This window comes from Enterobacter cloacae complex sp. ECL414 (genome assembly GCF_021869685.1).
GTDB lineage: Bacteria > Pseudomonadota > Gammaproteobacteria > Enterobacterales > Enterobacteriaceae > Enterobacter > Enterobacter kobei.
In genome coordinates, this window is record NZ_CP091481.1 from 2,537,868 (window position 1) to 2,563,133 (window position 25,266).

General features: G+C 56.2%; 21 protein-coding genes. 7 read left to right on the forward strand and 14 right to left on the reverse strand.

All coding sequences use genetic code 11. From position 1 onward, the window contains the following. Positions 1-12: 12 nt before the first annotated feature. The 3 genes from L3068_RS12285 to L3068_RS12295 form a co-directional block, all read right to left on the reverse strand. The gene (locus L3068_RS12285; RefSeq protein WP_117580240.1) at positions 13-1,134 is read right to left on the reverse strand and encodes an amidohydrolase; all 1,122 of its coding nucleotides are present in this window, start codon (positions 1,132-1,134) and stop codon (positions 13-15) included. Then, positions 1,131-2,132 (reverse strand): LLM class flavin-dependent oxidoreductase, encoded by a 1,002-nt coding sequence (locus tag L3068_RS12290; RefSeq protein WP_047626335.1) that lies wholly within the window; start codon positions 2,130-2,132, stop codon positions 1,131-1,133. Before L3068_RS12290 ends, L3068_RS12285 begins: the two co-directional genes overlap by 4 nt. 110 nt (positions 2,133-2,242) lie before the next feature. Further along, complete coding sequence (locus tag L3068_RS12295; protein ID WP_063666479.1) at positions 2,243-2,782, reverse strand: AAA family ATPase; 540 nt, start codon at positions 2,780-2,782, stop codon at positions 2,243-2,245. A gap of 417 nt (positions 2,783-3,199) precedes the next feature. On the opposite strand from L3068_RS12295, the gene ansP reads away from it, so the two are divergent. Continuing rightward, positions 3,200-4,696 carry an L-asparagine permease gene (ansP, locus tag L3068_RS12300; RefSeq protein ID WP_014883943.1) on the forward strand — a complete coding sequence of 499 codons (1,497 nt, stop codon included), beginning with the start codon at positions 3,200-3,202 and terminating at the stop codon, positions 4,694-4,696. A 93-nt stretch (positions 4,697-4,789) separates the two neighbouring features. On the opposite strand, the gene yncE is transcribed toward ansP, so the two are convergent. Next, positions 4,790-5,851: a 7-bladed beta-propeller protein YncE gene (gene yncE, locus L3068_RS12305; protein WP_047626330.1), complete on the reverse strand. Its 1,062-nt coding sequence runs from the start codon at positions 5,849-5,851 to the stop codon at positions 4,790-4,792. Between the two features lie 243 nt (positions 5,852-6,094). On the opposite strand from yncE, the gene pqqU reads away from it, so the two are divergent. Next, a complete protein-coding gene (gene pqqU, locus L3068_RS12310; protein ID WP_063666473.1) occupies positions 6,095-8,206 on the forward strand; it encodes a TonB-dependent receptor PqqU in 2,112 nt (703 codons plus the stop codon). Between the two features lie 120 nt (positions 8,207-8,326). Here the strand turns inward: pqqU and L3068_RS12315 are convergent, their stop codons facing one another. From L3068_RS12315 to L3068_RS12325, 3 genes are all read right to left on the reverse strand, one after another. Next, positions 8,327-8,995, reverse strand: a complete 669-nt coding sequence (locus tag L3068_RS12315; protein ID WP_014883946.1) for a GntR family transcriptional regulator — start codon at positions 8,993-8,995, stop codon at positions 8,327-8,329. Between the two features lie 254 nt (positions 8,996-9,249). Further along, the gene (gene curA, locus L3068_RS12320) at positions 9,250-10,290 is read right to left on the reverse strand and encodes an NADPH-dependent curcumin/dihydrocurcumin reductase (protein WP_023330497.1); all 1,041 of its coding nucleotides are present in this window, start codon (positions 10,288-10,290) and stop codon (positions 9,250-9,252) included. A gap of 63 nt (positions 10,291-10,353) precedes the next feature. Beyond that, positions 10,354-10,929, reverse strand: coding sequence for a helix-turn-helix domain-containing protein (locus L3068_RS12325; protein ID WP_014883947.1), 576 nt, complete (start codon positions 10,927-10,929; stop codon positions 10,354-10,356). A 148-nt stretch (positions 10,930-11,077) separates the two neighbouring features. Between L3068_RS12325 and L3068_RS12330 the strand changes: the two genes are divergently transcribed. Further along, a complete protein-coding gene (locus L3068_RS12330) occupies positions 11,078-11,596 on the forward strand; it encodes a GNAT family N-acetyltransferase (RefSeq protein ID WP_045268203.1) in 519 nt (172 codons plus the stop codon). After that, on the forward strand, positions 11,593-12,042 hold the full coding sequence (locus L3068_RS12335) for a DMT family transporter (protein WP_014883949.1): 450 nt from the start codon (positions 11,593-11,595) through the stop codon (positions 12,040-12,042). Before L3068_RS12330 ends, L3068_RS12335 begins: the two co-directional genes overlap by 4 nt. Positions 12,043-12,044: 2 nt before the next feature. On the opposite strand, the gene L3068_RS12340 is transcribed toward L3068_RS12335, so the two are convergent. Continuing rightward, complete coding sequence (locus L3068_RS12340) at positions 12,045-12,278, reverse strand: YdcY family protein (protein WP_063666470.1); 234 nt, start codon at positions 12,276-12,278, stop codon at positions 12,045-12,047. 101 nt (positions 12,279-12,379) lie between these two features. Continuing rightward, positions 12,380-13,978, reverse strand: coding sequence for an ABC transporter substrate-binding protein (locus tag L3068_RS12345; RefSeq protein ID WP_117580242.1), 1,599 nt, complete (start codon positions 13,976-13,978; stop codon positions 12,380-12,382). Positions 13,979-14,261: 283 nt separating this feature from the next. Here L3068_RS12345 and L3068_RS12350 point away from each other — a divergent pair, with 283 nt between their 5' ends. The 3 genes from L3068_RS12350 to L3068_RS12360 are packed head-to-tail and all read left to right on the forward strand — an operon-like array spanning position 14,262 to position 20,753. Continuing rightward, positions 14,262-15,596, forward strand: a complete 1,335-nt coding sequence (locus L3068_RS12350; protein ID WP_047625848.1) for an SrfA family protein — start codon at positions 14,262-14,264, stop codon at positions 15,594-15,596. Positions 15,597-15,600: 4 nt separating this feature from the next. Continuing rightward, positions 15,601-18,582, forward strand: a complete 2,982-nt coding sequence (locus L3068_RS12355; protein ID WP_117580244.1) for a virulence factor SrfB — start codon at positions 15,601-15,603, stop codon at positions 18,580-18,582. After that, positions 18,579-20,753, forward strand: a complete 2,175-nt coding sequence (locus L3068_RS12360; protein ID WP_117580246.1) for a virulence factor SrfC family protein — start codon at positions 18,579-18,581, stop codon at positions 20,751-20,753. The genes L3068_RS12355 and L3068_RS12360 overlap by 4 nt, the downstream gene beginning before the upstream one ends. A 124-nt stretch (positions 20,754-20,877) precedes the next feature. Here L3068_RS12360 and L3068_RS12365 read toward each other — a convergent pair whose 3' ends face one another. The 5 genes from L3068_RS12365 to L3068_RS12385 all read right to left on the reverse strand — a co-directional run bounded on the left by L3068_RS12365 (position 20,878) and on the right by L3068_RS12385 (position 25,265). Then, positions 20,878-21,633 carry an alpha/beta fold hydrolase gene (locus L3068_RS12365; protein WP_045135195.1) on the reverse strand — a complete coding sequence of 252 codons (756 nt, stop codon included), beginning with the start codon at positions 21,631-21,633 and terminating at the stop codon, positions 20,878-20,880. Between the two features lie 86 nt (positions 21,634-21,719). Continuing rightward, positions 21,720-21,893 (reverse strand): GhoT/OrtT family toxin, encoded by a 174-nt coding sequence (locus L3068_RS12370; protein ID WP_014883956.1) that lies wholly within the window; start codon positions 21,891-21,893, stop codon positions 21,720-21,722. A gap of 182 nt (positions 21,894-22,075) precedes the next feature. Then, positions 22,076-23,500, reverse strand: a complete 1,425-nt coding sequence (gene patD, locus L3068_RS12375) for an aminobutyraldehyde dehydrogenase (RefSeq protein ID WP_014883957.1) — start codon at positions 23,498-23,500, stop codon at positions 22,076-22,078. A gap of 24 nt (positions 23,501-23,524) precedes the next feature. Further along, positions 23,525-24,331 carry an ABC transporter permease gene (locus L3068_RS12380; RefSeq protein ID WP_045135193.1) on the reverse strand — a complete coding sequence of 269 codons (807 nt, stop codon included), beginning with the start codon at positions 24,329-24,331 and terminating at the stop codon, positions 23,525-23,527. Beyond that, the gene (locus L3068_RS12385) at positions 24,321-25,265 is read right to left on the reverse strand and encodes an ABC transporter permease (RefSeq protein ID WP_032636346.1); all 945 of its coding nucleotides are present in this window, start codon (positions 25,263-25,265) and stop codon (positions 24,321-24,323) included. Before L3068_RS12385 ends, L3068_RS12380 begins: the two co-directional genes overlap by 11 nt. Position 25,266: the final 1 nt, after the last annotated feature.

Genomic DNA, 25,266 nt, shown 5'->3' on the forward strand with positions numbered 1-25,266 from the left:
CCTCATGATTAATCAGACGTGTTGCAGGGCGTGTTCCGCAAGCTGGGCAAAATAGCGGGCAGCGGGTTCAATTAAGGCTTCATCCGGATTAAATGCCGGGTGGTGTAAACCAAACGGACTGTTGCTGCCGATGCTGACAAACGCGCCGGGCACAGACTGGAGATAGACTGCGAAATCTTCTCCGCCCATATGTAGCTCGGCGTGATGGGTTTCATACCCCGCTTCACGGGCGACCGAGGTGGCGAAATCGGCCCAGCGTTGGTCATTGACCAGCGCAGTGGGCCCGGCAAACCAGGTGATATCAATCTGCGCGCTAAAGGCACTGGCAAAACCGGCCGCAATTTCCCCCACGCGGGCTTTCACGTTTTGCTGCACTTCCGTGCGGTGAGTGCGTAGCGTACCTTCCAGCTCAACGTTTTCCGGCAGCACGTTCCAGGTGTTGCCCCCGGCGATGCGCGTCACGCTCAGCACTACCGAATCCAGCGTATTCACATTGCGGCTGGCGACGCTTTGCAGCGCGGTCACCAGCTGGCTGGCCAGGAGAATAGCGTCGTTGCCTTCATGCGGGCGCGCGGCGTGCGCGCCTTTACCGGTAATGCGGATCGCGAAGCGGTCGACGTTGGCATAGAACGGCCCGCCACGGGTCGCGAACTTCCCCACCGGCAGGCCGGGCTCGTTGTGCATCCCAAAAATCGCGCTGACATCCCGCAGGGCACCGGCCCGCACCATGCTCTTCGCCCCCCCAAAGTTCTCTTCGGCTGGCTGAAACAGGATCCGCACCCGCCCCTTAAGCGAGGCTTCCCGCGCTTTCAGTTTTAACGCTGCACCGAGGATCACGCTGGTATGGATATCGTGTCCGCAGGCATGCATCACGCCGGGCTGTTGCGAGCTAAACGGCACGCCGCTGCGCTCCTCAATGGGCAGGGCATCAATGTCTGCCCGCAGCGCGATCAGTTTGTTACCGGTCCCGATCTCCGCCACCACACCGGTCGGCAGGTCGTAAGGCAGCGGCGTGATGCCCGCGGCTGACAGCCACCGGCGCAGGCGCGCCGTCGTTTCCACTTCCTGGCCGGACAGCTCCGGGTTCTGATGCAGCTCGCGACGCCAGGCAATCAGTTGTTCACCAAAGCTCATACGGTAACCTCCGTGTTCAGACGCGCCTCGGCCAGCAAACGCAGGGACTGCACGCGCGTTGCCCCCTCCGCAACCGGCGTGTCGATGATAAATTCGTCGATCCCCCACTGCGCGTGTAGCGCGTTCAGCTGTTCCAGCACCGACTCCGCCGTCCCCGCCAGCAGCGACTGGGCGCGACGGGCGATGCGCACTGGCTCGCTCCCGGCCTGACGGGCAAAGGCATAGGCCTGATCCTCACTGGCGACGGTCACGCGCTGGCCGTTTGCCAGCTCAACACCCCACACTTCGACCTTCTGCGCCAGGGCTTCGGCCTCAACCTGGGTCGGCGCGATAATCGCCTGCACCGCCACTATCACCTCCCGCGCGCTGTTCTTACGCCAGGTCGAAACCACCTCGCGTAACAGTTCCGGGTCTCCGTTCAGATGCGCGGCAAAGACAAAGTGCCAGTCGAGTGATGCGGCGAGCAGCGCGCTTTCCGTGCTGGCGCCCAGCAGAAAACCCTGTGCAGGTACCGGCGGCAGCGGCGTGGCGCGAACCGCTTCCTCCGCTGAGTGGTTTTCAGGGCGGATCCAGCGATCGAGCTGGGCCAGCTGTTCGGCAAAGCTGCCCTTTTCCTGCTGATCCAGCCCCAGCTGCAGCGCGCGGGTCGAGAGCGGTAATCCCCCAGGCGCTTTTCCGACGCCAAGATCCACGCGGCCGGGCGCCAGCGCGGCCAGCACGTTGAAATTCTCGGCGACTTTATACGGGCTGTAGTGCTGGAGCATGACGCCCCCGGAACCGACCCGGATGCGCGTTGTTTGCCCGAGGATCCAGGCAATCAGCAGCTCCGGCGAGGGACTGGCAAGCTGAGGGGTATTGTGGTGTTCGGCAATCCAGAAGCGGTGATAGCCCAGATTTTCTGCCTGCTGCGCCAGCGCTAACGTACGCGCCAGTGCATCGGCAGCCGTTTCGTTTTCAGCGATGGGGCTTTTGTCCAGAATGCTGATTCGCCATGACATGTTGCGTTCTCGTTTGACTTAACATGTCGACATTATTAAGGGCGTATTTCACCACTGAGAAACAATTAATTTACATTTAGTTTTCTGGAAATCAGATATACAGCGCCCTGCTAGGGGTGAGTTTTCAGCGAAGCAATCAGCGCATCCGCCTCCTGGCGACGGGTGATGCGAACAAACTGAATGTGGGCGTATTGCGGGTTTTTCATATCAGCGTCGTAACGCTCGCGGTTAATGCGCCAGGTTTTAAGGGTCCAGATGATGATGGATTCCCGGCTGAAAAATGAGCGGCGGAAGCTTTCGCAGTTTCCGGTGCCAGGCCACAGTTCCTGTTGGTGCCATGCGCGTTTAAACGCGCGCGTCACCGCCTGCCAGAGCGTACGGACAAAACCGCAGTCCACCCACACGACCAGATCAACCTCACGCCATTTCACCGGGCGCGTGCGGTTGTAGTTGCCATCAAGCACCCAGCCGGGTGTGGCAGCGAGCGTATTTTCCAGCGTCTCCAGTAGCTCCTCATCGGGCGTTCCCTTCCACTCAGAACGCCAGTAGAGCCTGTCCATCTCAATATAAGGGAGCGACAGTTCCGTCGCGATGCGCCGGGCAAGCGTACTCTTTCCGCTCCCGCTGGTACCGATAATATTGATTTTCACCGTTCCGCCTGGCCATGCTGAAGAAAACATTTCGGATCATATCGTTTTATTTTTGTTAATGAAATGCCCGTGACGCGCTGCCTCATTGCGCGCTACCTCAACGTAATTATTAAGGATTTCTGATGATTAAAGCAGCACTTCACTATTAGTTCTGTCTAAAAACTCGCCACGATTCAGCGTGTTGTAATCCTCATCTGCTCTGACCACACGATTTCCTTCGACCTGCATCACTTTCGACACGGTTATATTTTGCGTCGCTTATGAATTGCAGGTAGGATGCCTCGCCATGTTTCGCCTTATCCATACGCAGAATGACTGGGAAGGCGACATGTGTTTGCGCAGAAGCAATCGTTTGTATCGCTCTCTGCCAGGCAGGACTATCACGATAATGGTTCAGACAGGCAAACAGGTAACTCAATGAAAACAAGCAATAAAAGCGCAGCCGATCATCACGCTGCTAAACGTCGCTGGTTGAACTCCCACGAAGAGGGCTACCACAAAGCGATGGGCAACCGTCAGGTGCAAATGATCGCCATCGGCGGCGCTATCGGAACAGGTCTGTTTTTAGGTGCTGGTGCGCGTCTGCAAATGGCTGGCCCGGCTCTCGCCCTGGTGTATCTGGTGTGCGGGATCTTCTCTTTCTTCATTCTTCGCGCACTGGGTGAACTGGTGCTGCATCGTCCGTCCAGTGGGAGTTTTGTTTCCTACGCCCGTGAATTCCTCGGTGAAAAAGCGGCCTACGTGGCAGGCTGGATGTACTTCGTCAACTGGGCGATGACCGGTATCGTCGATATCACCGCCGTTGCGCTCTACATGCACTACTGGGGCGCGTTCGGTGACGTGCCGCAGTGGGTCTTTGCCCTTGGTGCGCTGGCGATTGTCGGCACCATGAACATGATCGGCGTGAAGTGGTTCGCCGAAATGGAGTTCTGGTTTGCGCTGGTAAAAGTGCTGGCGATTGTGATTTTCCTGGTCGTCGGGACCGTGTTCCTCGGCAGCGGTAAGCCGCTGGATGGCAATGCCACCGGCTTCCACCTGATAACCGATAACGGCGGTTTCTTCCCGCACGGTCTGCTGCCTGCGCTGGTTCTGGTTCAGGGCGTCGTGTTTGCCTTTGCCTCTATCGAACTGGTCGGTACCGCAGCGGGTGAATGTAAAGACCCGCAGACCATGGTGCCGAAAGCCATTAACAGCGTGATCTGGCGTATCGGTCTGTTCTACGTTGGTTCCGTGGTGCTGCTGGTTCTGCTGCTGCCGTGGAATGCCTATCAGGCTGGTCAGAGCCCGTTTGTCACCTTCTTCTCCAAGCTCGGCGTGCCTTACGTTGGCAGTATCATGAACATCGTGGTACTGACGGCGGCACTCTCCAGCCTCAACTCCGGCCTTTATTCTACCGGTCGTATCCTGCGCTCTATGTCGATGGGCGGTTCTGCGCCGAAGTTCATGTCGAAGATGAGCAAGCAGCACGTACCGTATGCCGGTATTCTGGCGACCCTGGTGGTGTATGTCTTCGGTGTATTCCTGAACTATCTGGTGCCGTCTCAGGTCTTCGAGATCGTTCTTAACGTGGCCGCACTTGGGATTATCGCCTCCTGGGCCTTTATCGTGGTTTGCCAGATGCGCCTGCGTAAAGCCATTAAAGAAGGCAAAGCCGCTGACGTCAGCTTTAAGCTGCCGGGCGCACCGGTGACCTCATGGCTCACCCTGCTCTTCCTGTTTAGCGTGCTGGTACTGATGGCGTTCGACTACCCGAACGGTACCTATACCATCGCCACCATTCCGCTGCTGGCCGTATTGCTGATCGCAGGCTGGTTCGGCGTACGTAAACGCGTTCACGAAATTCACAGCACCGCGCCGGTTCATCCTGATGATGAAAAACACGACGCACCGCTGGTGGAAGAGACCTCGCGTTAATAAAAAAGCCGGGTGGCGGCTTCGCCTTACCCGGCCTACATCTTATCGTTTTTGCAGGCCCGGTAAGCGCAGCGCCACCGGGCAATTCCCACATTAGAGTGCAATACGAATCACATCGTCAGGCTGAGTGGCTTCCTGCTGGCGAGTTGATTTTTGTTTCACCGTCACGTACAGGATTTTGCCATCGGCAGACAGTGCCAGGCTGTTCGGGTAGACAGGCGTGTCGAAGGTTTTTGTCACCTTATAAGACTTCGCGTCAATCACGCTCACTTTACCGGCTTCACGGTGCGTCACGTAGGCTTCATTGCGAGCCGGGTTAAACAGAACCGCCAGTGATTCAGGCGCCGCAATTTTCTCCATCACGCTGCCGTCTTTCAGGCTCACCACCAGCACTTCCGGCTGTTTTGAGTCGGTCAGGAAGGCACGCTGACCGGCGGTGTCCAGGCTCAAATTCAGGTAGAAGTGTTCTTTGCCGTCGTCCTGCACTTTTTTGCGGCTGAGGATGGTGTTGGTGGCGGTATCAATGGTGACCAGCTCGCCGTCCGCATTCGTTGTATACAGGCGTTTTGCCCTGGCATCAAGTGCCAGCCCGGTGCTGTAGGTACCCGTATTTGCGATGGTTCCTTTCAGCTTCAGCGTGGCGCCATCCACCACCCAAATCACGCTCTCTTTGCCCACCCCGGTGATGTAAATCGTGTTGCTCGCGTCATCCGCCACCAGCTGTCGCGGCTGCAGCGGTTTCACCGTTTCGCTGCGCTGGCGACTATCGAGCACCAGACGCCCTTTCACGTCGCCCGTTTTCGCATCAATGGCCGTCACCGCGCCGTTGATCGTGTTACCCAACCACAGGGTTTGCGTCGCGCCGTCGAGGGTTGCACCAAAAGGTTTGAGATCGCTATGAATGGCCTGCGTGACCTCCAGCGTGGCAGGATCAAGGCGATAGATAATCCCACCCTTGTCAGTTTTACGGCTTTGCGACGTCGCAACCCACAGCGCATTCTCCTGCTGGCTGACCGCCATTTCATAGGCACCTTTACCCACTGCTTTACGCAGCATCTCTTCGGCGGCATGCACCTGGAAGGTTCCGGCAAACAGTAAAGCGGCAGACAGCAGAGAGGTGCTCAGTCGCGGTGAGCACAGATGGCGTAAAGACATAACAATTCCTTTTTTGAAAAATGGGAGTACGGCTGACATCGCTTCCGGCTGGCAACGTCATGGCGTCGCCGTTATGATAATGAGAATAGTAATCATTAATGAGTTAAAAGTGGAGTTTTTCTTTCCCTTCTCGCCTTTCATTAACGCAATGTGCGGTTATAGTTTTCAAAACATTTACAAAACCTTTAACATGTATGGACATGTTCCATTTGGTTCGTTTACACACCACAACCGGTTTTACTCATGAAAATCATTTCTGCCCGTAAGGCATCTCTCCCGCTGCTGCTGGTCCCCGTTGTTTTTGTGCCGCTTAGTGCGATCGGCGCAGAGGAACAAACCATGATCGTCAGCGCCACGCCGCAAACCGTATCAGAGCTTGATACCCCGGCGGCGGTCAGCGTCGTGAATGGCGATGATATGCGTCATGCCACGCCACGCATTAACCTCTCTGAATCGCTTGGCAGCGTTCCCGGGCTGCAAATCCAGAACCGGCAGAACTATGCCCAGGATCTCCAGCTTTCAGTGCGTGGGTTTGGTGCCCGATCAACGTTTGGCGTGCGCGGCATTCGCATGTATGTCGACGGTATCCCTGCCACCATGCCGGACGGACAGGGCCAGACGTCTAACATTGATCTCTCCAGCATTGACAGCGTTGAAGTGCTGCGTGGCCCCTTCTCTGCCCTGTACGGTAACGCCTCTGGCGGCGTGATTAACATGACTACCCAGACCGGGCAGCAGCCACCGACCCTTGAGGCGAGCAGCTATTACGGCAGTTACGGTACATGGCGCTATGGAATGAAAGCCACCGGCGCCATGGGGGACGGAACGCATGCGGGAGACGTGGATTACACGGTTTCGACTACCCGCTTCACCACCAAAGGCTTCCGCGACCACAGCGGCGCGCGGAAGAATCTGGCTAACGCCAAACTGGGTGTACGCATTGACGACGCCAGCAAGCTGACGCTGATTTTCAACAGCGTGGACATGAAAGCCAACGATCCGGGCGGTCTGAGCTATCAGGAATGGCAAAACAACCCACGTCAGTCTCCGCGCGGCGATCAGTACAACACGCGCAAGACCATCAAGCAGACCCAGGCCGGTCTGCGCTATGACCGCCAGCTTAGCGCTCAGGACGATCTGAGCGTGATGATGTATGCCGGTGAGCGTGAAATGACGCAGTATCAGTCGATTCCGTACACTGCACAGCGTAATAACCTAAACCACTCTGGAGGTGTCATTGATATGACACGCCATTATCAAGGGATAGATACTCGATGGACTCATCGTGGGGAACTTCTTGTTCCAGTTACATTCACTACTGGGTTGAACTATGAAAATCTTAACGAAGATCGTTTGGGTTATGAAAACTATGTAATGGTCAATAGCAAACCAGATTACGGTGTAAAAGGAACAAAACGTCGTGATGAACGTAATCTGATGTGGAATTTGGATCCTTACTTCCAGAGCAGTTGGCAACTCACAGATAAGTTATCTCTTGATGCAGGGGTTCGTTATAGCTCTGTCTGGTTTGATTCAAATGATCATTATCTGAAGAATGGCGATGATAGCGGCGACACCAGTTATCATAAGTGGCTGCCTGCAGGTTCAGTGAAGTATGCAATTACCAGTGCTTGGAACATTTATGCGGCTGCAGGTCGTGGTTTTGAAACACCAACTATCAATGAACGCGCATACACAGCAGGAGGTAACGGGGGATTAAATTATGACCTTAAACCTTCAACAAATAATACTTATGAAATAGGCAGTAAAACCCGAATCGGCAATGGTTTACTGACAGCAGCGCTTTTCCGCACCGATACCGATAATGAAATTGTGGTCGATACATCGACAGGAAGACGCGATACGTTTAAAAATGCCGGGAAAACCCGCCGTCAGGGGGTAGAAGTCTCTCTCGATCAACAGTTTGCTGAGAACTGGAAACTGAAAATGGCGTGGACGTACCTGGACGCCACCTACCGCACCAACGTCTGCGGCGATGCCGACTGTAATGGCAACCGTATGCCGGGCATTGCCCGCAATATGGGCTTCGCGTCGTTTGGCTGGCAGCCAGAAGAAGGCTGGTACGCGGGTTCTGACGTGCGCTATATGAGCGACATCATGGCTGATGACGAAAACACGGCGAAAGCGCCGTCGTACACGGTGGTTGGGCTCAATACCGGGTATAAATTTAACTATGGCAACTGGGGGATGGACGTCTTTGGCCGCGTAGATAACCTGTTCGACAAAGAGTATGTCGGCTCCGTTATTGTTAACGAATCGAACGGGCGTTATTACGAGCCCGCACCTGGCCGTAACTACGGTGTTGGTCTGTCGGTCTCTTATCGCTTCGAGTGAGAAAAAAAGTAAAGTTTATTTTATAAATGAAATAATGCTCCTGATGGCAATAAGCCATCAGGAGTTATTCACCAGATAAATAATTAGGTGCGGGATATAGTCGCTCTGCTAAATAATCTCTTAGTTAAAATATTGTCGCTGTAAAAGCGTATTCGCTTCATCAATCAACTTATCAATCGCCTTCTGGCTGGCATCAACATCTCTTCTCTCAAGGGCTGAAAGCAGCTCGTCATAGTGATAAGTCGACACTTTGATGTCATCAAGCTCACGGTGAAGATAGTTAATACACGGGCCGATGCGCACCCATAGCTGTTCAATCAACGCATTCAGCGTCGGCATTTCGGCATACTGATAAAGCGTAAACCGGAAAACGCGATTCGCATGCAGCGCCTGCTGGACGTTCCCGTTGCGCATGGCCTCATGAAATACGTCCGACAATTTGCGCAACGTCTCCAGCTTTTGCTCAGACATATTCTGACAGGCCGCGGCGACTGCCATGGGCTCAAGCTGTTTGCGAATGGCGTTAATTTCGTTATAACGATCCAGCGTGACCTCTGGCACCAGAAAGGCCTGCGCGGGCGTAGCGTGTAACGCCCCTGCCGACACCAGACGCAGCAGCGCTTCGCGGACCGGCGTAATACTGGTTCCCAATTTATCGGCAATCTCTTTCGTAATCAGCCGTGCGCCAGGTTTGAGGGAGCCTGTAATTAATGCTCCTTTCAAACTGAGTTCAACTTGCATGGTAAGACTGATCCTTTGGGCTTTTTCTAAGTGATCCAAATCAAGCATGTTCAATTCCTGTAGCTAAAACTTAATGCTATTTTTAAGCGTCGGTTTAATAAAACGACGCTGCTTCGATATATCCTGTATCGTCATGCCTGGTGGTGGGAAGTACGTAAAAACAGCAAAAAAAGCAAACTGTGATTTTTTATCGGCTTCGGGCGCATCCGGGAAGATGGCGCGAAAAACCATGTCCGTTAATTAAAGACAATATATCGTATCTTCACAAATAAATATGGCGGGAAACCCCGCCATCATGCTTTTTATTTATTGTCACCCGCGACGCGAATCACGACTTTGCCGAAATTTCGACCTTCCAGCAGGCCAATCAGCGCCTCGGGCGCGTTCTCCAGCCCATCCGTGACCTGTTCACGATAGTGAATTTTACCTTCCTGCACCCAGCGCCCCATCTCGTCCTGGAACGCCTTAATGTGGTGGCCATAGTCCTGAGCGATAATGAACCCCTGCATCCGAATACGTTTCTTCAGAATGGTGCCCATCAGCAGCGGCAAGCGATCCGGTCCTTCAGGCAAGCCCGTCGCATTGTAGCCACTCACCAGGCCGCAAACCGGCACGCGCGCAGAGGTATTCAGTAGCGGCAGTACGGCGTCAAAGACTTTCCCCCCGACGTTTTCATAATAGACATCAATCCCTTTCGGGCAGGCGTGCTTCAGCTGGTCGGCAAAATCCGCCGCGTGGTGATCGAGACACTGATCAAACCCAAGAACATCAACGGCATGACGGCACTTTTCTGCCCCACCGGCAACGCCCACTACCCGGCAACCTTTGATTTTGCCAATCTGCCCAACGGTGGCGCCAACCGGACCTGTCGCCGCAGCGACCACCAGCGTTTCACCCGCTTTCGGTTGTCCGATATCCAGTAACCCCATATAGGCGGTAAAACCAGGCATACCCAGAATACCCAGCGACCAGGAAGGATGAGACGGATTGTCTCCCAGCTTGACCAGGCCGCTGCCGTCCGAAAGTTCATATTCCTGCCAGCCGCTGTAGCCCAGCACCCATTCACCGGGTTTGAAATCGGGATGGTTTGACTGCTCAACGCGGCTGACCGTTCCCCCAACCATTACGGCACCCACCTCTACCGGAGGGGAATAGGATGGCGCATCGCTCATGCGACCCCGCATATACGGATCCAGCGACAGCCAGACGGTACGAAGCAACAGCTGCCCCTCAACGGGCGTGGGAACAGGTTGTGTTTCCAGACGAAAATTTTCCGCGACCGGCGCGCCCTGTGGACGAGAAGCCAGCACCCAGCGGCGATTTTGCGAAACAGCGTGATTCATCAGGATCTCCTTCTGCTACAAATGTCATTACAGCCTGGCTCATGAACGGCGTTATCGCTTCCTTTACGAGCCCGACTGGTTAAGCCGTACAACCAGATAGACACAGCTTTCATTCGTTTCGTTGATGAAACGGCAGTCATTTGGCGGCCCAAGTTCAAGACAGTCACCGGCCTGCATCTCGTGGCGTGTGTCGCCTTCCTGAAACACCAGCTCGCCGGACTGCAGCCAGATGAGCTGACGAGCCAGCGCGTAAGACGATGCGGGCATCGGCACATCGCTCCCGGCAGGCAGTTCTACCTGAACAAGGTCGATGGGCAGATCGGTACGGGGAGAAACATGACGGCGGAGATAGTGCGTTTGCGGGTCGCGCCAGACAGGCTGATTGGCAAGGCGCAGGAGTTTACCTTCCTGCATCTCCGCGCGTGCAATCAGCGTGGACATACTGATGCCAAACGCGCCGGACAGGCGGGCAAGAAGAGTCGCTGTCGGGCTGCTGTCTCCGCGCTCAATTTTGTGGATCATCGCGCGCGAGACCCCTGCCCGGTCAGCCAGCTCGCTCAGGGACCATCCGCGGGACTCGCGTTCAAGACGAATTCTTGCACTAATTCGTTGATTCATTGTGTCTGTTATTGTGTTCATGACGTCATACTATAGTGTATGAATGGCATTTCAATGGGGTTCTGATAACAAAAAAATAGGGCTTATGGCGTAGCGCCCGGACGATGCAGTTGTGTAATATCGTATCTACAACGTAATACTATAGTGAACAACACACAGAGGGAACATCATGATCGTTCGTCATGCCTGCAAAGAAGACTGCGCTGCGATAGGAGAGATCTATAACCACGCGGTGCTGCATACTGCCGCTATCTGGAACGATAAGACCGTCGATACCGATAACCGTATCGCGTGGTTTGAGGCTCGTACACTTGCAGGCTATCCGGTTCTGGTGAGCGAGGAAAACGGTGTTATTACCGGATACGCCTCTTTCGGTGACTGGCGAGCCTTTGATGGTTTCCGCCATACGGTAGAACATTCGGTCTATGTCCATCCGGATCATCAGGGCAAGGGGATTGGCCGCACGTTGATGAAAGCGCTGATTAACGAGGCCCGCACCCTCGGTAAACATGTGATGGTGGCCGGTATTGAAGCGCAAAATCAGGCCTCCATTCACCTTCATGAAACCCTCGGTTTCGTGACTACCGGACAAATGCCGCAGGTGGGAACCAAGTTTGGCCGGTGGCTGGACTTAATCTTTATGCAGCTGCAGCTTGACGAGCGCAGCGACCCGGACGCTATTCCATGAATCAATCACTGACGCTGGCATTTCTGGTGGCGGCGGGGATCGGTCTGGTGGTGCAGAATACCTTGATGGTGCGCATCACCCAATCCTCCTCCACCATTCTGATCGCGATGCTGCTCAACTCGCTGGTCGGCATCGTGCTGTTTGTCAGCATTCTGCTGCTGAAACAGGGCGTCGCCGGGTTTAGCGAGCTGGCCGCAACGGTGCGCTGGTGGACGCTTATTCCGGGACTGCTGGGTTCGTTTTTCGTATTTGCCAGTATCAGCGGATATCAGAACGTTGGCGCAGCGACCACCATCGCCGTACTGGTGGCCAGCCAGCTGATCGGTGGGCTGGTGATGGACGTTCTGAGAAGCCATGGCGTTCCACTCCGCGCCCTGGCAGGCCCGGTGTGCGGTGCGGTGATGCTGGTTGTCGGGGCCTGGCTGGTCGCACGACGCCAGTTTTGAGGCTACAGAATCGTGCCGCCTTTGGTCAGCTGTTCCTGCCGCGCGTCCATTTCTTCTTTATGATGCTTACCGTGATGCGAAATCGCGGTACGCAGACGCTGCTGCTGGGTATAGCGTTCTTCCCTGCTGAGCTCGGCATCATCGCTCAGTTCAATCAGCAGTTCGTTCATATGGGCAATCACGCTCTCGTCGATGGCGGCATCCACGCGGGCGATTACGTCGTTTAAATGTGACATTGTCACTCCTCCTCACGTGCCCGGTGGCGCTACGCTTACCGGGCCTACGGGTGCAAAATGTAGGCCGGGTAAGGCGTAGCCGCCACCCGGCAATAAAATGCTTAGTTCAGCTTCGCTTTTGAAAAATCACTGCCCATCAGGCTCACGCTGTACCCGGTCACGTTGCTGCGGGTCGCATAGAACGTTTTGCCGTTTGCCAGTGCGATCCACGGCGCCTGCTGGTAGAAAATCTCCTGCGCCTGGCCATAGAGCTTCGCACGCTCAGCCGGATTGCTGGTCAGCTTCGCTTTTTGTACCAGGGAATCATAATCTTTATCGCACCAGCGTGCGGCATTTGACCCGGTTTTAATGCTGTTGCAGCCCAGCAGCACATCGGCAAAGTTGTCCGGGTCGCCGTTATCGGACATCCAGCCAAACAGTGCGGAATCATGTTCGCCTTTACGCATTCCGGAGAGATATTCGCCCCACTCGTAAGAGACGATTTTTGCCTTTACGCCCACCTTCGCCCAGTCGCTCTGGATCATCTCCGCAATGCGACGCGAGTTTGGATTATACGGACGCTGAACCGGCATTGACCATAGCGTAACGTCTGCGCCCTTCTCCAGCCCGGCCTGCTTCAGCAGCGCTTTCGCTTTTTCCGGATCGTAGCTGTAATCCTTCAGATCGTTATTAAAGCCCATCATATTGGGTGGGATCGGCGATTTTGCCACCGTCCCCGACCCCATAAAGACCGCGTTAACGATAGCCTTTTTGTCGGTCGCGTAGTTCAGCGCCTGGCGCACCAGCACGTTATCAAACGGTTTTTTCTCGGTGTTAAACGCCAGATAGCCGACGTTCAGCGCATCAACCGAGTGCAGCGTCAGGTCTTTGTTCTTCTTAATCACCTCAAACTGCACCGGAGACGGCGCGGGTATAATCTGGCATTCGTTGGTCTGCAGTTTCGCCAGACGCGTCTCCACATTTGGCGTGATGGAGAAGATCAGATGTTTGGTCGGCACCTCGCCATCCCAGTAGTTCGGATTAGCGACGTAGCGGATCAGTGAATCCACTTTGTACTGCTGCAGCACATAAGGACCGGTACCGATCGGCCAGGTGTCCACGTTTTCAGGCGTACCTTTTTTCAGCATCGCATCGGCGTATTCTGCGGAGAGAATCGAGGCAAAATCCATCCCCCAGTCGGCCAGGAACGCGGCGTTGGGTTCACTCAGGGTGAACTGAACGTGGTAATCGTCGACTTTTTTGACGTCCTGAATCAGCTTATCAAGACCCACGTCGTTAAAGTATTCATAGTTACCCTGGGACACGTTGTGGTACGGATGCTTAGGGTCTTTCTGACGCATAACCGACAAAATAACGTCATCGGCGTTAAAGTCGCGGGTCGGCTTGAAGTATTTGTTGCTGTTAAACTTCACCCCTTTGCGCAGGGTAAAGGTATAGGTCTTACCGTCCGGTGAAATCGTCCAGGATTCCGCCAGCGACGGAAACGGCGTGTTTTTCACCGGGTCGAAATTGATCAGGCGGTTGTACAGTACCTGAGAACTGGCGACAAAAGAGGGGCCGGAACTGGCGATTTGCGGGTTGAACGACTCGGGTGACGCTTCAGAACAGTAAATTAAGGTGTCGTTGTTTGCCGCCCACGCGGCACCGGCTGGTAAAAGCGCGCTCAGCGCAAGGGCGAGCAGTGTTTTCCCTGTAGACATGGTTATAACCCTGACAGTTTTATTATATAGGACAGTAATAACAGCACAGCCGTTATGACCTGGCAAATAACGAAACACTATCAGGTTATTCTAAAGCCGCGTTTTTTGCTGGTTTTACGGTCAGCATCCGAAAAGATGATTTGCCTTAAGTGCCATTATCCGTCAAGCACAACCGTCACTTTCTATGCCGCAAGAAATCGGCCCTTTTAGCGTCTCTTCCTCCGTTTGTTTTCTTCCTCGTTTCGTTAAAGTAACGGCGTGAAGAAGTATATGGGATCAAATCGTGGCTAAAACTCTTTTACGCAGCGGTAACCTGGATGATTTTCAGGCCGTGGGCGGCGGCGGACAAGCCGTTTTTGAATCAGCGTTACAAATTCGGGAAGCGCTCCGGTTGCGCAAACAACAGGCTATCGTTGACTGTCTGGCGATTCCGCAGGTCAACGACAGCGGCGACCGCGTGGACTGGTACTCCCCGGTGGAGGGAAACGTCACCAGCTGGAAAGCGGCTGATGAGGACGACCGCTATCGCGCCCTGCGCTATCTGGAAAACACCCTTGCGAGCGTAGAGTCGTTAAGCAAGAAATGCCTTCAGTCGCCGAAAACAGCGCAACAGCTCTTCGGCTCGCTGCTGTCGAAAGCATTTCAGTTCCCTGGGGAAAATTTCGTTTTTCTCGTCGACGGAAAACCGATCCTGTGCTTCTGGGGTTTTGTAAACCTGAATGAAAATGCGCGTGACGATGTCCTCGACTGCCTGCGTGAATCGCTGATCCCTGAGCCCGCCCCTGTTGTGATTGAAGATCCTGAGCCCGAGCCCGAGCGGGTGCCCGAACCGGCCATCACCTTTGAAAAAGCTGACGAGCCGCTGATTGCCCCGGTCGCCGCGATACGGATTACGCCGGAAGACCTGTATGCGCCCGAGCCCGCACCGGTTGTTGCGCAACCTGCGCCTGAACCCGCACCTGTCGTCATCACGAAGAAGCGTCGCGTTCCCCTTTGGACGCTGCCGGTCGCGGCGGTGATCGTTGCCGCTATTGCCGCCCCGCTGATGTGGCCAAAACCGGCCCCTTCTGCAGAGCCCGCGCCTACGCCGGTCCCTGAGCCCGTGGCTATCGCCCCAAAACCGATCAAAGCCGTTGAGCCACTGGCGATGAATTTACCCCTGCATCAGGCTGAGGTGGTGGCGAGCAAAGAAAAAGAGCCTGAACCCGCTCCCGTGGTGATTGTCGCGATCCCGAAAGATGCCATGGTGATGGAGGCCGGTCAGGTGAAAGCCGGATCGACACGCTTCCTGAACGGTACCTGGCGCGCGATTCTCGACGTGAAAGACCCGGTCACCGGCAAGCCACCGTCAATGCGCTATCAAATCCAGAACAATAAAGGTTTCGCCCGCATAGTCCATGGCGACAATATTGTCTGCCGCGCGGAGATCTTCTCCGGGCTACACAGCAATGGTGAGCTGATGATCAAGAGTCGCGGCACGGCCCGCTGTACCGACGGTTCCCGCTACCCGATGCCGGAAGTCGCCTGTAAAGCCGGCACCAGCGATATCGCAGAATGTCGCGCCCGTTATGATGCCAACACCGTCGTCCCCCTGACGTTCAAGAAAGCAGGTGCCTGATCCTATGCTGGTAAATCTTTGCGACTATAAACAAAGCGTTACGCTTATTGCCAACAGCGGCGTGCAATTCCTCGATTTCGGGCTGACGCCGCAGGACACCGCCAGCCACGGGCGCTTCGTACGTAAGACCGCCAACGGCCCTCTTCTACGCCTCGATTTCGATCTGGTTAACGGGCGCTATACCGTGCCGGGAACGCACGGCGGCCAGCCTGAAGTGGTTAAACCGGAAACGACTATCCCGCTGCAGCAGTCCCTTGCGGTGCTGGACGGCGTCTGGCTTCCCGTCCCGTTCCTGCGTTTCAACCCGCCGCGCACCTTTGTGGAGGGGCCGGATAACTGGGCCCGCGTGCAGGTCCGCAAGCTCGACACCCCCGACACCGCAGGCAATACGCACCGCGTGACCCTCGCCCTCGACAGCCAGATTGCGGAACATGCCACCTCCGCGCTATCGCCGGTTGAAAACGATATTCTGAACGGCACCCGTTTCGCGCTGGCCTGGCGCGATAGCGAGGTTGAAAGCTTCCTCGACCAGACCTGGATTGACGGCTGGCTGCGTGAAGCATTTACCCAGTATGCTGACGGCGTTGAAAATCGTTCTGAACGTGACCTGAATCAGGCGATGCGCAGCTTTGAATATCAGGCCCACTGGCTTAACCTGCTGACCATGCTCGGTGAACAGCTCACCGTGCCGGAAGTGAAATTTGTTACCCATACCCTCAGTACGCCAGCGATTCCGGTCGACCTGATCCTCGACGTCGGTAACACTCACACCTGCGGCGTCATTATTGAAGACCACGGCGATGCGAACGATGGACTGCGGCAGACCGCCGAGTTACAGGTTCGTTCATTGAGCGAGCCGCAATTCCTCAATGAGCCTCTGTTTACCAGCCGTCTCGAGTTTTCCGAAGCACGCTTTGGCAAACAGCACTTCTCGGTTGAAAGTGGCCGCGAAGATGCGTTTGTCTGGCCGTCGATCGTTCGCGTGGGTGATGAAGCCCGCAAGCTGGCGATGCAGCGTCTGGGAACCGAAGGGAACAGCGGCATCTCCAGCCCGCGTCGCTATTTGTGGGATGAAACACCGGTGGTGCAGGACTGGCGCTTTAGTCAGATGAACGGCAAAACCCAGCGTGAGCCGCTTGCCACGGCGTTCCCGCTGATGAACCTGATGAACGATGACGGTGAACCGCTGTTTACATTACCGCAGGACGAGCGACTGCCTGTCTTCTCGCCGCAGTACAGCCGCAGCACCCTGATGACGCATATGCTGTGCGAGCTGCTGGCGCAGGCGCTGGGTCAGATCAACAGCGTCGCCACCCGCCTGCGTCTGGGCTTCCCTGCCTCGCCACGCCAGCTGCGCACCCTGATCCTGACCCTGCCCTCGGCAATGCCAAAGCAGGAGCGCGAGATTTTCCGTCGCCGCATGTTCGAAGCCATCGCCATCGTCTGGAAAGCGATGGGCTGGCACCCGCAGGATGAGGATTTTGCCACCCGCAAACAGCAGGAAAAAAGCGTGGTGCCGGTCCCTGAAATCCAGATGGAGTGGGATGAGGCCAGCTGTGGTCAACTGGTCTGGCTGTATAACGAAGCGATCTCCCATTTTGGTGGCCAGACGGAAGCCTTCTTTGCCTCGCTCGCCCGCACGGATCGTGAGCCTGAGCCGGGTGTGCAGCCCGGCCGCGCATTGCGCGTCGCGTCTATCGACATCGGTGGCGGCACCACGGATATGGCGATCACCCATTATCAACTGGATGACGGCTCCGGTAATAACGTCAAAATCACGCCGCAGCTGCTGTTCCGCGAAGGGTTTAAAGTGGCGGGCGATGATACCCTGCTGGACGTGATTCAGCGCTACGTGCTGCCCGCCCTGCAAACGCAGCTGCAGAAATCCGGGATTGCGGACGCCTCGCTGCTCATGGCGTCGCTGTTCGGCGACTCCGGGCGTATTGATACCCAGGCCGTGCTGCGCCAGCAAACGGCGCTGCAGCTCTTTATGCCGATTGGCCACGCCATTCTTGCCGCGTGGGAATCCAGTGACGTTGACGATCCGCTGGCTGGCCTGCATGCCACCTTTGGCGATCTTCTGCCGCAGAAACCAACCCGCAACGTCATGAATTTTCTGCAGCAGGCGATTGATCATGCCCTGCCTGCGGGCTCAGAAGCGTTCGACCTGTTCGCCGTACCGCTGCACGTCAATTTCCGCGAGATGCAGGATGCGATGCTGGCCGGTCAGTTTACGCTGACCTCTCCGCTTCACGCAGTCTGTGAAGCGATTTCCCACTACAGCTGCGATATTCTGCTGATTACCGGTCGCCCTGGCTGCCTGCCAGGCGTTCAGGCGCTGATCCGTCACCTGCAGCCGGTGCCGGTCAATCGCATCGTCTGGCTGGATAAATACCAGGTACATGAGTGGTATCCGTTCAGTCAGCAGGGGCGCATTGGTAACCCTAAATCAACCGCCGCCGTGGGTGCCATGCTGTGCAGCCTGGCGCTCGACCTGCGTCTGCCGCGCTTCAACTTTAAAGCCGCGGACATTGGCGCATATTCCACCGTGCGTTATCTCGGCGTGCTGGATAACACCGTCAATACCCTGCGTGAGGAAAACGTCTGGTATCAGGATATCGACCTCGATAAGCCGGGCGCAAAACTCGACGCACGCCTGCACTTCCCGCTACGCGGCAACGTCACCCTCGGCTTCCGCCAGCTGGCGAACGCACGCTGGCCTGCCACGCCGCTTTATACGCTCAGCATCAATTCGGCTGAACTGGCGAAAGCGATTGCCGGTGACGGCGTGCTGAACGTGCGGCTTAAGCTCTGCGGCGGCAGCAAGCAGGAAGGTCCTGAGTCCTTTGAACTGAGCGATGCCTGGCTACAGGACGGCACACCGGTAGCGCCTGACGCCTTAACCTTCAAACTGAATACTCTGGCCGATCGCCGACACAGCGGCAGCCACTACTGGATCGACAGCGGGAGCGTATACCTGAAATGACAGCGACGACCACCACCACTCAGGCGTTAATCGGGTGGATTAATGAGACGCGCATGAATGCCCCTGTGCTGGACAACGATGCTGACGCCCTGCTTGCCCGCATCAACGCGGCGCAGGCGCGAGAGCAGGCTATTGAACGTGCCCTGACCCGCCAGAGCAGCATTGGACTTTACGGTCATTCGCAGAGCGCAAAAGCACACCTGCTGCTGTCGCTGTGCGGCAGCGGTAATGGACGGCTAAACGTTACGCCAGGCCAGCGCACCTTTGACTATTTTTCGCATATCAATCCGGGTCATGCCCTGACCAACATGGCCATCCGCTTTACCCGGGAAAACCGGGAGGTGGTCGATGAGGCGTTTCCGCTACGTCTGAGTCTGATCACCGAGGCCGAGCTGGTACAGCTGTTTATTGCCCGCACGACGCTGCATCCGCAGATGCGCGCAGTGGATAAGGCGGTCATTGAGACCCGTCTTGAGAAATGGCGTGGCCTGCGTCAGCCGCAGGGCGTACCGGGTATCACGGCGCAGGAAGTGGGTGCCATCGCCCGCTTCTGGCAGTGCACAATACCCGCTGCGAAACAGCAAATTGATGATGCCCTGTGGTATGAGCTTGCCCAACTGGTGCCTTCACTTGATCTCAGCACCCGGGCAAGCGTCTGGTCGCTGCTGTGGGGTGAGCAACAGGAATTCACCCAACAGTGGCTGAAGCTCGCCCATGTTCTGCATCAGACCAGCCATGCCAGCGAGCTTGCTGCTCCGCTGAGTCTGCTGGTAGATAGCTTTGGCTTGCCGGGTGAAGGGTTCCTGACGCATGGCACCTTAACCCAGCAGGACGCACAGGAGACGCTGCTGCATCCGCTGAATAACGGCGACATGCTCAACGCCATCAGCCTCCCGGTTGACGTGCTGGCCTTCCTGACCCGCGAGCTGGTCCTGCCGGTTGAGAGTGGTGCGCTGGATAACGTTGATATCATTGATATTCCGGTCTTTGAAGACAGCAGTGCCGATCCGTTAGCGCAGGCAAAATGTCAGTGGTTGCTCGACCATTACCGCCAGCAGCTACAGCCTGACGTACTGGTTATCTGCAATGCGACAGCGCAGCACGAGCAGACGGCCAAAAAAGCAAAAGTGTTAATGAACTGGGTCAAAGAGACGCAGCCTGCTGAAGAGTCTGCCCTGCCGGGGCTGGTGTGGGCGATTACCCCGCATGACGCCCGCTTTACCACCCGCCAGAATCTTGATGAAGCCGTACAGCATCTGCTCGGTAAACCGGGTTTACGCTGGGGCACGCTGCAGGCGCTGGATAGCCACAGCATGCAGCGCGTCATTGAGTGGTTGTCTCAGGCCACGCTCCCTGCGCAGCGGCAGAAGCGCCTTGGAACGCTGAAAAGCTTGCTTCGCCAGGAGCTTTCGGCGCTGATGCGCAGCTATCTCGCCCCGCTGGTTGAGGAACCGGCTACCCGACGCGCCCAGACCGAAAACATGGTGCGCACCCTGCAAAGCAGTGCCGCCCGTCACGGCGAGCTGCTTGAAGGATTGATGCCGCCGATGAAAGCGTTTGAAACACTGCTCGCCGTCCAGCAACCGCGCGAGGAGCAGGTCAATGGGCTGTTTACGGATACCATTGATCTGTTTACCGATAACGCCCAGGAAAGTGCTGGTCAGTTCCAGACGAAGGACAAGGCGCGTCTGGCGCACAGAGTATGGATAAATCATCTGCGTCAGTGGAGCCGTAATGAGGCCACGGCCGCCCGTCTCGGTCTGGAACCCGCAGTATTACAGCAAATCGCGGATGTTCTGGTGGTCACCAGCTACCGGCTTAAACTGGCGCAACAGCTTCAGCGTATTGTCGAAGCGGATAAGAGCAGCGCCGCGCAACTGCACGCCGTGATGGGCAATTTCGTTGGCTGGCTGGGGTATGACCAAACGCCTTCAGCAGAGCGTCCGGCAAGCCGCATCCGCAAGGGACAGGCTATCTTCGTTACGCCCGTCGTCAGCAGCGCCGCGCCACGTCTGACGCGTCTGGCGGAACAGCCAGTCCATGCGGCCACCGCGTACGTTTACGACTGGCTGGTTGCCCTCTATAGCCGGGCGATAGAGAACATTGATTACCAGCATCCGCATGATATTCAACCTGACGCACGTCAGGCATTACGGGCTTTAATCATGTAGTTGCCATTCTTGCCGGGTGGCGCTGCGCTTACCCGGCCTACATTCCGCCATAATATCAATACCTTGCACAATTCATCGTAGGCCCGTGCAAGCGTCGCGCCGCCGGGCGAAACTTTTGCGCACATCACTCCGTCATACACCCGGCTAACGTCTGAGCCAGTGCTGACGGATTTTCCCACGACATAGAATGCCCCGCCGCAGGGATAATTTTTACCTCAACGCCTTTCTGCTTCAGATTATCAACATCGTCGTCAGGCAGAGAATGTTCGCCGAAGATCAGCGTCACCGGGCACGAGAGCGACAGGAATTGCGTTTCCCATACCGGCATTACACCCTCAACCAGGCTCTTTGCTCCGCGCCAGACTGCATACGGCGCATTGCTTTGCAGACACCCCGCCCACGCTGAGGTTTCTGCGCTGAGCATGGCGTCATAACCCTGTTCCAGAAACTGCTGTTCGGTTTGCGCCGCAATCGAGCGGCTGAACATCCCACCACCCGCGTGAAAATTAGGTTCCGACACCATCAGTCCTTTAACACGCGTTCCCAGCATTGCCGCCGTTTCAATCGCGATACTGCCGCCCATGCTGTGGCCGTATAACCAGAAGGCATCCAATTCAAGGTGGTCAATCAGCTCTGCCACCACGCGGGCCTGGTCAGTGGTGTGATAGCTGTAATGCTCGGGTTTATCGCTGTAACCGCTGCCGGGCAAATCAATGAGAATGGCCCGGCGTGCGCCAAACTGAAGGTCACGGACAACGCGGGGATATTCATAGGAAGAGGCACACCCCAGCCCGTGGATGAAGACCACGGGCTCGCCTGAGCCGGGCAAATCATGCCAGCGCACGGTGCAACCCGCCTGCTGCGAGTAAAAACTGTTCATAAGCACTCCTTTTACGATGCACTGTGTATTTATACAGTTATCGAATCAGGAATGCCATGTTCATCTGGAAAAAGTGGAAGCGTGCTTCAGAAAAGCGAGATCAGGAGCGCAACGGGGAAGCTCATCGGCCAGGTCGACCCCACCAGAAACGCGCTGAGCAGGCGGATGCGTTTGCGATCTTTTGAAAGGAACCAGGTAATTAATGCACAGATGGAAGCCATCACTGCGTAAAAAACCAACATCTTTTGATACAACGTCATTCTGTATACCAGAGCCGAAAAAATAACCGCACGCAATATGCGTCATATGTTGATACAGATCAAGTTTTTTCGTTACAGAATAACCACTTAAATATTATGGCTAATAACAATGGAGTAGCTTGCTTAACACGCAGGGCGAAGAAGGAGAATGCCCGGCCGCGCAAGCGGCCAGGCAGGATGGCTTAGTGTTTGATCATCACATGCCGGACGACCGTATAATCCTCAAGTCCGTACACCGACATATCTTTGCCGTAGCCGGATAACTTCATGCCGCCGTGCGGCATTTCGCTCACCAGCATAAAGTGGGTATTCACCCAGGTGCAGCCGTACTGCAACCGCGCGCTCAGACGATGAGCACGGCCCACGTCTTTGGTCCAGACCGATGACGCCAGGCCATACTGTGAATCGTTCGCCCAGGCCAGCACCTGCGCTTCATCGTCAAATTCAGTGACGCTCACCACCGGCCCAAACACTTCGCGCTGAACAATGGCATCGTCCTGTTTTGCCCCCGCCAGCAGGGTCGGCTGGAAGTAGTAGCCAGCCCCCTCCTTTTTGCTTCCGCCCGTCACAACGCTGATATGACCGAGCGCTTTCGCCTGATCGACAGCCTGACAGACGCGTGAAAGGTGAGCGGCCGAGCTGAGCGGCCCCAGTTCGGTAGCGGCATCTTCCGGCGCCCCCATTTTGAGGCTGGCGACCGCAGCACCCAGTTTTTCAACCAGCGCAGGATATATGCCTTTCTGGGCATAAATGCGGCAGGCCGCCGTACAGTCCTGCCCGGCATTGTAGAAACCAAACGTTCGCACCCCTTCGACAACCGCGTCCAGGTCAGCATCATCAAAAACGATTACCGGAGCCTTACCGCCCAGCTCCATGTGGGTGCGCTTAATGGAGGACGCCGTATGGCCGATGATATGCTCGCCGGTGGCAATTGAACCGGTCAGCGACACCATGCGGACTTTGTCATGCCCGGTGAGCGGATCGCCAACCGTCTTACCGCGACCAAATAACACGTTCACAACGCCTGCCGGGAAGATATCTTTCGCCAGTTCTCCCAGTTTTAACGCCGTCAGCGGCGTGATTTCAGAGGGTTTTATCACCACGCAGTTACCGGCAGCCAGCGCGGGTGCCAGCTTCCATGCTGCCATCATCAGCGGGTAGTTCCACGGCGCAATCGATGCAACTACCCCCACCGGATCACGGCGGATCATCGAGGTGTGCCCCTCAAGGTATTCACCTGCGGCCAGACCGTTCAGGCAGCGGGCCGCCCCGGCGAAGAAACGAAACACGTCGACCACCGCCGGAATTTCATCCCCCAGAGCACAGTGGAGCGGCTTCCCGCAGTTGAGGGATTCAAGCCTGGCAAATTCTTCACCCTGCGCCTCAATGGCGTCAGCCAGTTTCAGCAGACATTCCGCACGCGCTTTGGGCGTGGTCTGCCCCCAGTCGATAAAAGCCCGATCGGCGGCCTGAACAGCCGCGTCAACTTGCGCGACAGAGGCTTCAGCAATCTCCAGCAGTACTTCTCCGGTGGCCGGGTTATATACCGGCTGCTTTTCGCCTTGTCCGGCGACCAGTTCACCCTTTATCAGCAGATGTGTTTGCATAGCATTGTCCTGTTCAAATCAATGTTATTTCCCGCTGCCGGCGATGTTCTCGCCATCGCGGGTTAGCCACCAGGCACCCAGAATGGGGAAAGTTGTCACCAGCATGACCAACAGTGCAACAACGTTGGTGACCGGCACGTCGCGAGGACGGCCGAGCTGATTGAGCAACCACAGCGGTAACGTGCGCTCGTGTCCCGCCGTAAAGGTTGTGACGATGATTTCGTCAAACGACAGGGCAAAGGCCAGCATTCCGCCCGCCAGAAGTGCTGAACCCAGATTGGGCAACACCACATAGCGGAAGGTTTGCCACCCGTCGGCCCCGAGATCCATTGACGCCTCCACCAGACTCCAGGAGGTGCGTCTGAACCGGGCAATGACGTTGTTGAACACCACCACCACGCAGAATGTGGCGTGCCCGACAACGATGGTGAAAAAACCCGGTTCAAGGTTGATCGTTTTAAATGCGGTCAGCAGCGCCAGACCGGTAATGATTCCCGGTAAGGCAATGGGCAACAGCAGCAACAGTGAAATGGCGTTTTTGCCAAAAAAGTCGCTTCGCCACAGCGCCGCTGCAGCAAGCGTACCAAGCACCAGGGCAATGGCGGTGGAGAGCGCGGCAATCTGAAGTGACAACGTCACGGATTCAATGATATCGCCACGCCCCGCCGCCACGCTAAACCACTTGAGCGTCAGCCCCTGCGGCGGGAAGCTGAAGGCAGCATCTTCAGTATTAAAGGCGTAGATCGCGATAATCAGCAGCGGGAAGTGCAGAAAGATGACGCCTCCCCATGCCGCCACTTTCAGGAACAACGGTGCGCGTTCAGAGTGCATCGAATGCTCCCAGACGTTTCACGAACGCCAGATAAAGCGAAATCAGCACAATGGGAACCAGCGTAAACGCAGCCGCCATGGGCATATTGCCGATAGCGCCCTGCTGAGCGTAGACCATGTTACCGATGAAATAGCCCGGCGGCCCCACCAGCTGCGGGACGATGAAATCCCCCAGCGTCAGGGAAAAGGTAAATATCGAACCCGCGGCAATTCCCGGGATCGCCAGCGGCAATACAACATAGCGAAAGGTCTGGCGGGGGCGCGCGCCGAGGTCGGCTGAAGCCTGCAGTAACGACGCTGGCAGACGTTCCAGCGCGGCCTGCACGGGCAGGATCATAAACGGCAGCCAGATATAGACAAAGACCAGAAAGCGCCCCAGCCCGGAGGTGGATAACGTGTTACCGCCTATCGCCGGGAGCGTAAGAAGTGAGGTGAGGATCGGTTCCAGCCCCATATGACTGAGAAACCATTGCGCTACACCATCCTTCGCCAGCAACAACGTCCAGGCGTAGGCTTTGACAATGTAGCTCGCCCACATCGGCAGCATCACGGCGATATAGAAGAACGCTTTCCACTTGCCGCGGGTGTAACGCGCCATATACCAGGCCATCGGGAATGCCAGAATGGCGCTGGCCAAAGTGACCGCGATCGCCATCGTTAAGGTGCGCAGGATGATGTCGTAGTTTGCCGGATTGAAGAGCGCCTGAATATTCGCCAGCGTCAGGTCCGGCGTGACCGCCATGGTGAAGTCGTCAAAGGTGTAAAATCCCTGCCACAGCAGGGTCAGCAACGATCCGAAATAGACGATGCCAAACCACATCAGCGGGGCAAGCAGCAGCAGGAACAGGCCGAGCGACGGCTTACGCCAGAACAGTGCCGTCATGCGGCTCAAGCGGCCGTGCGGTGCGGGAGGATGAGCGACACTCATATCCATT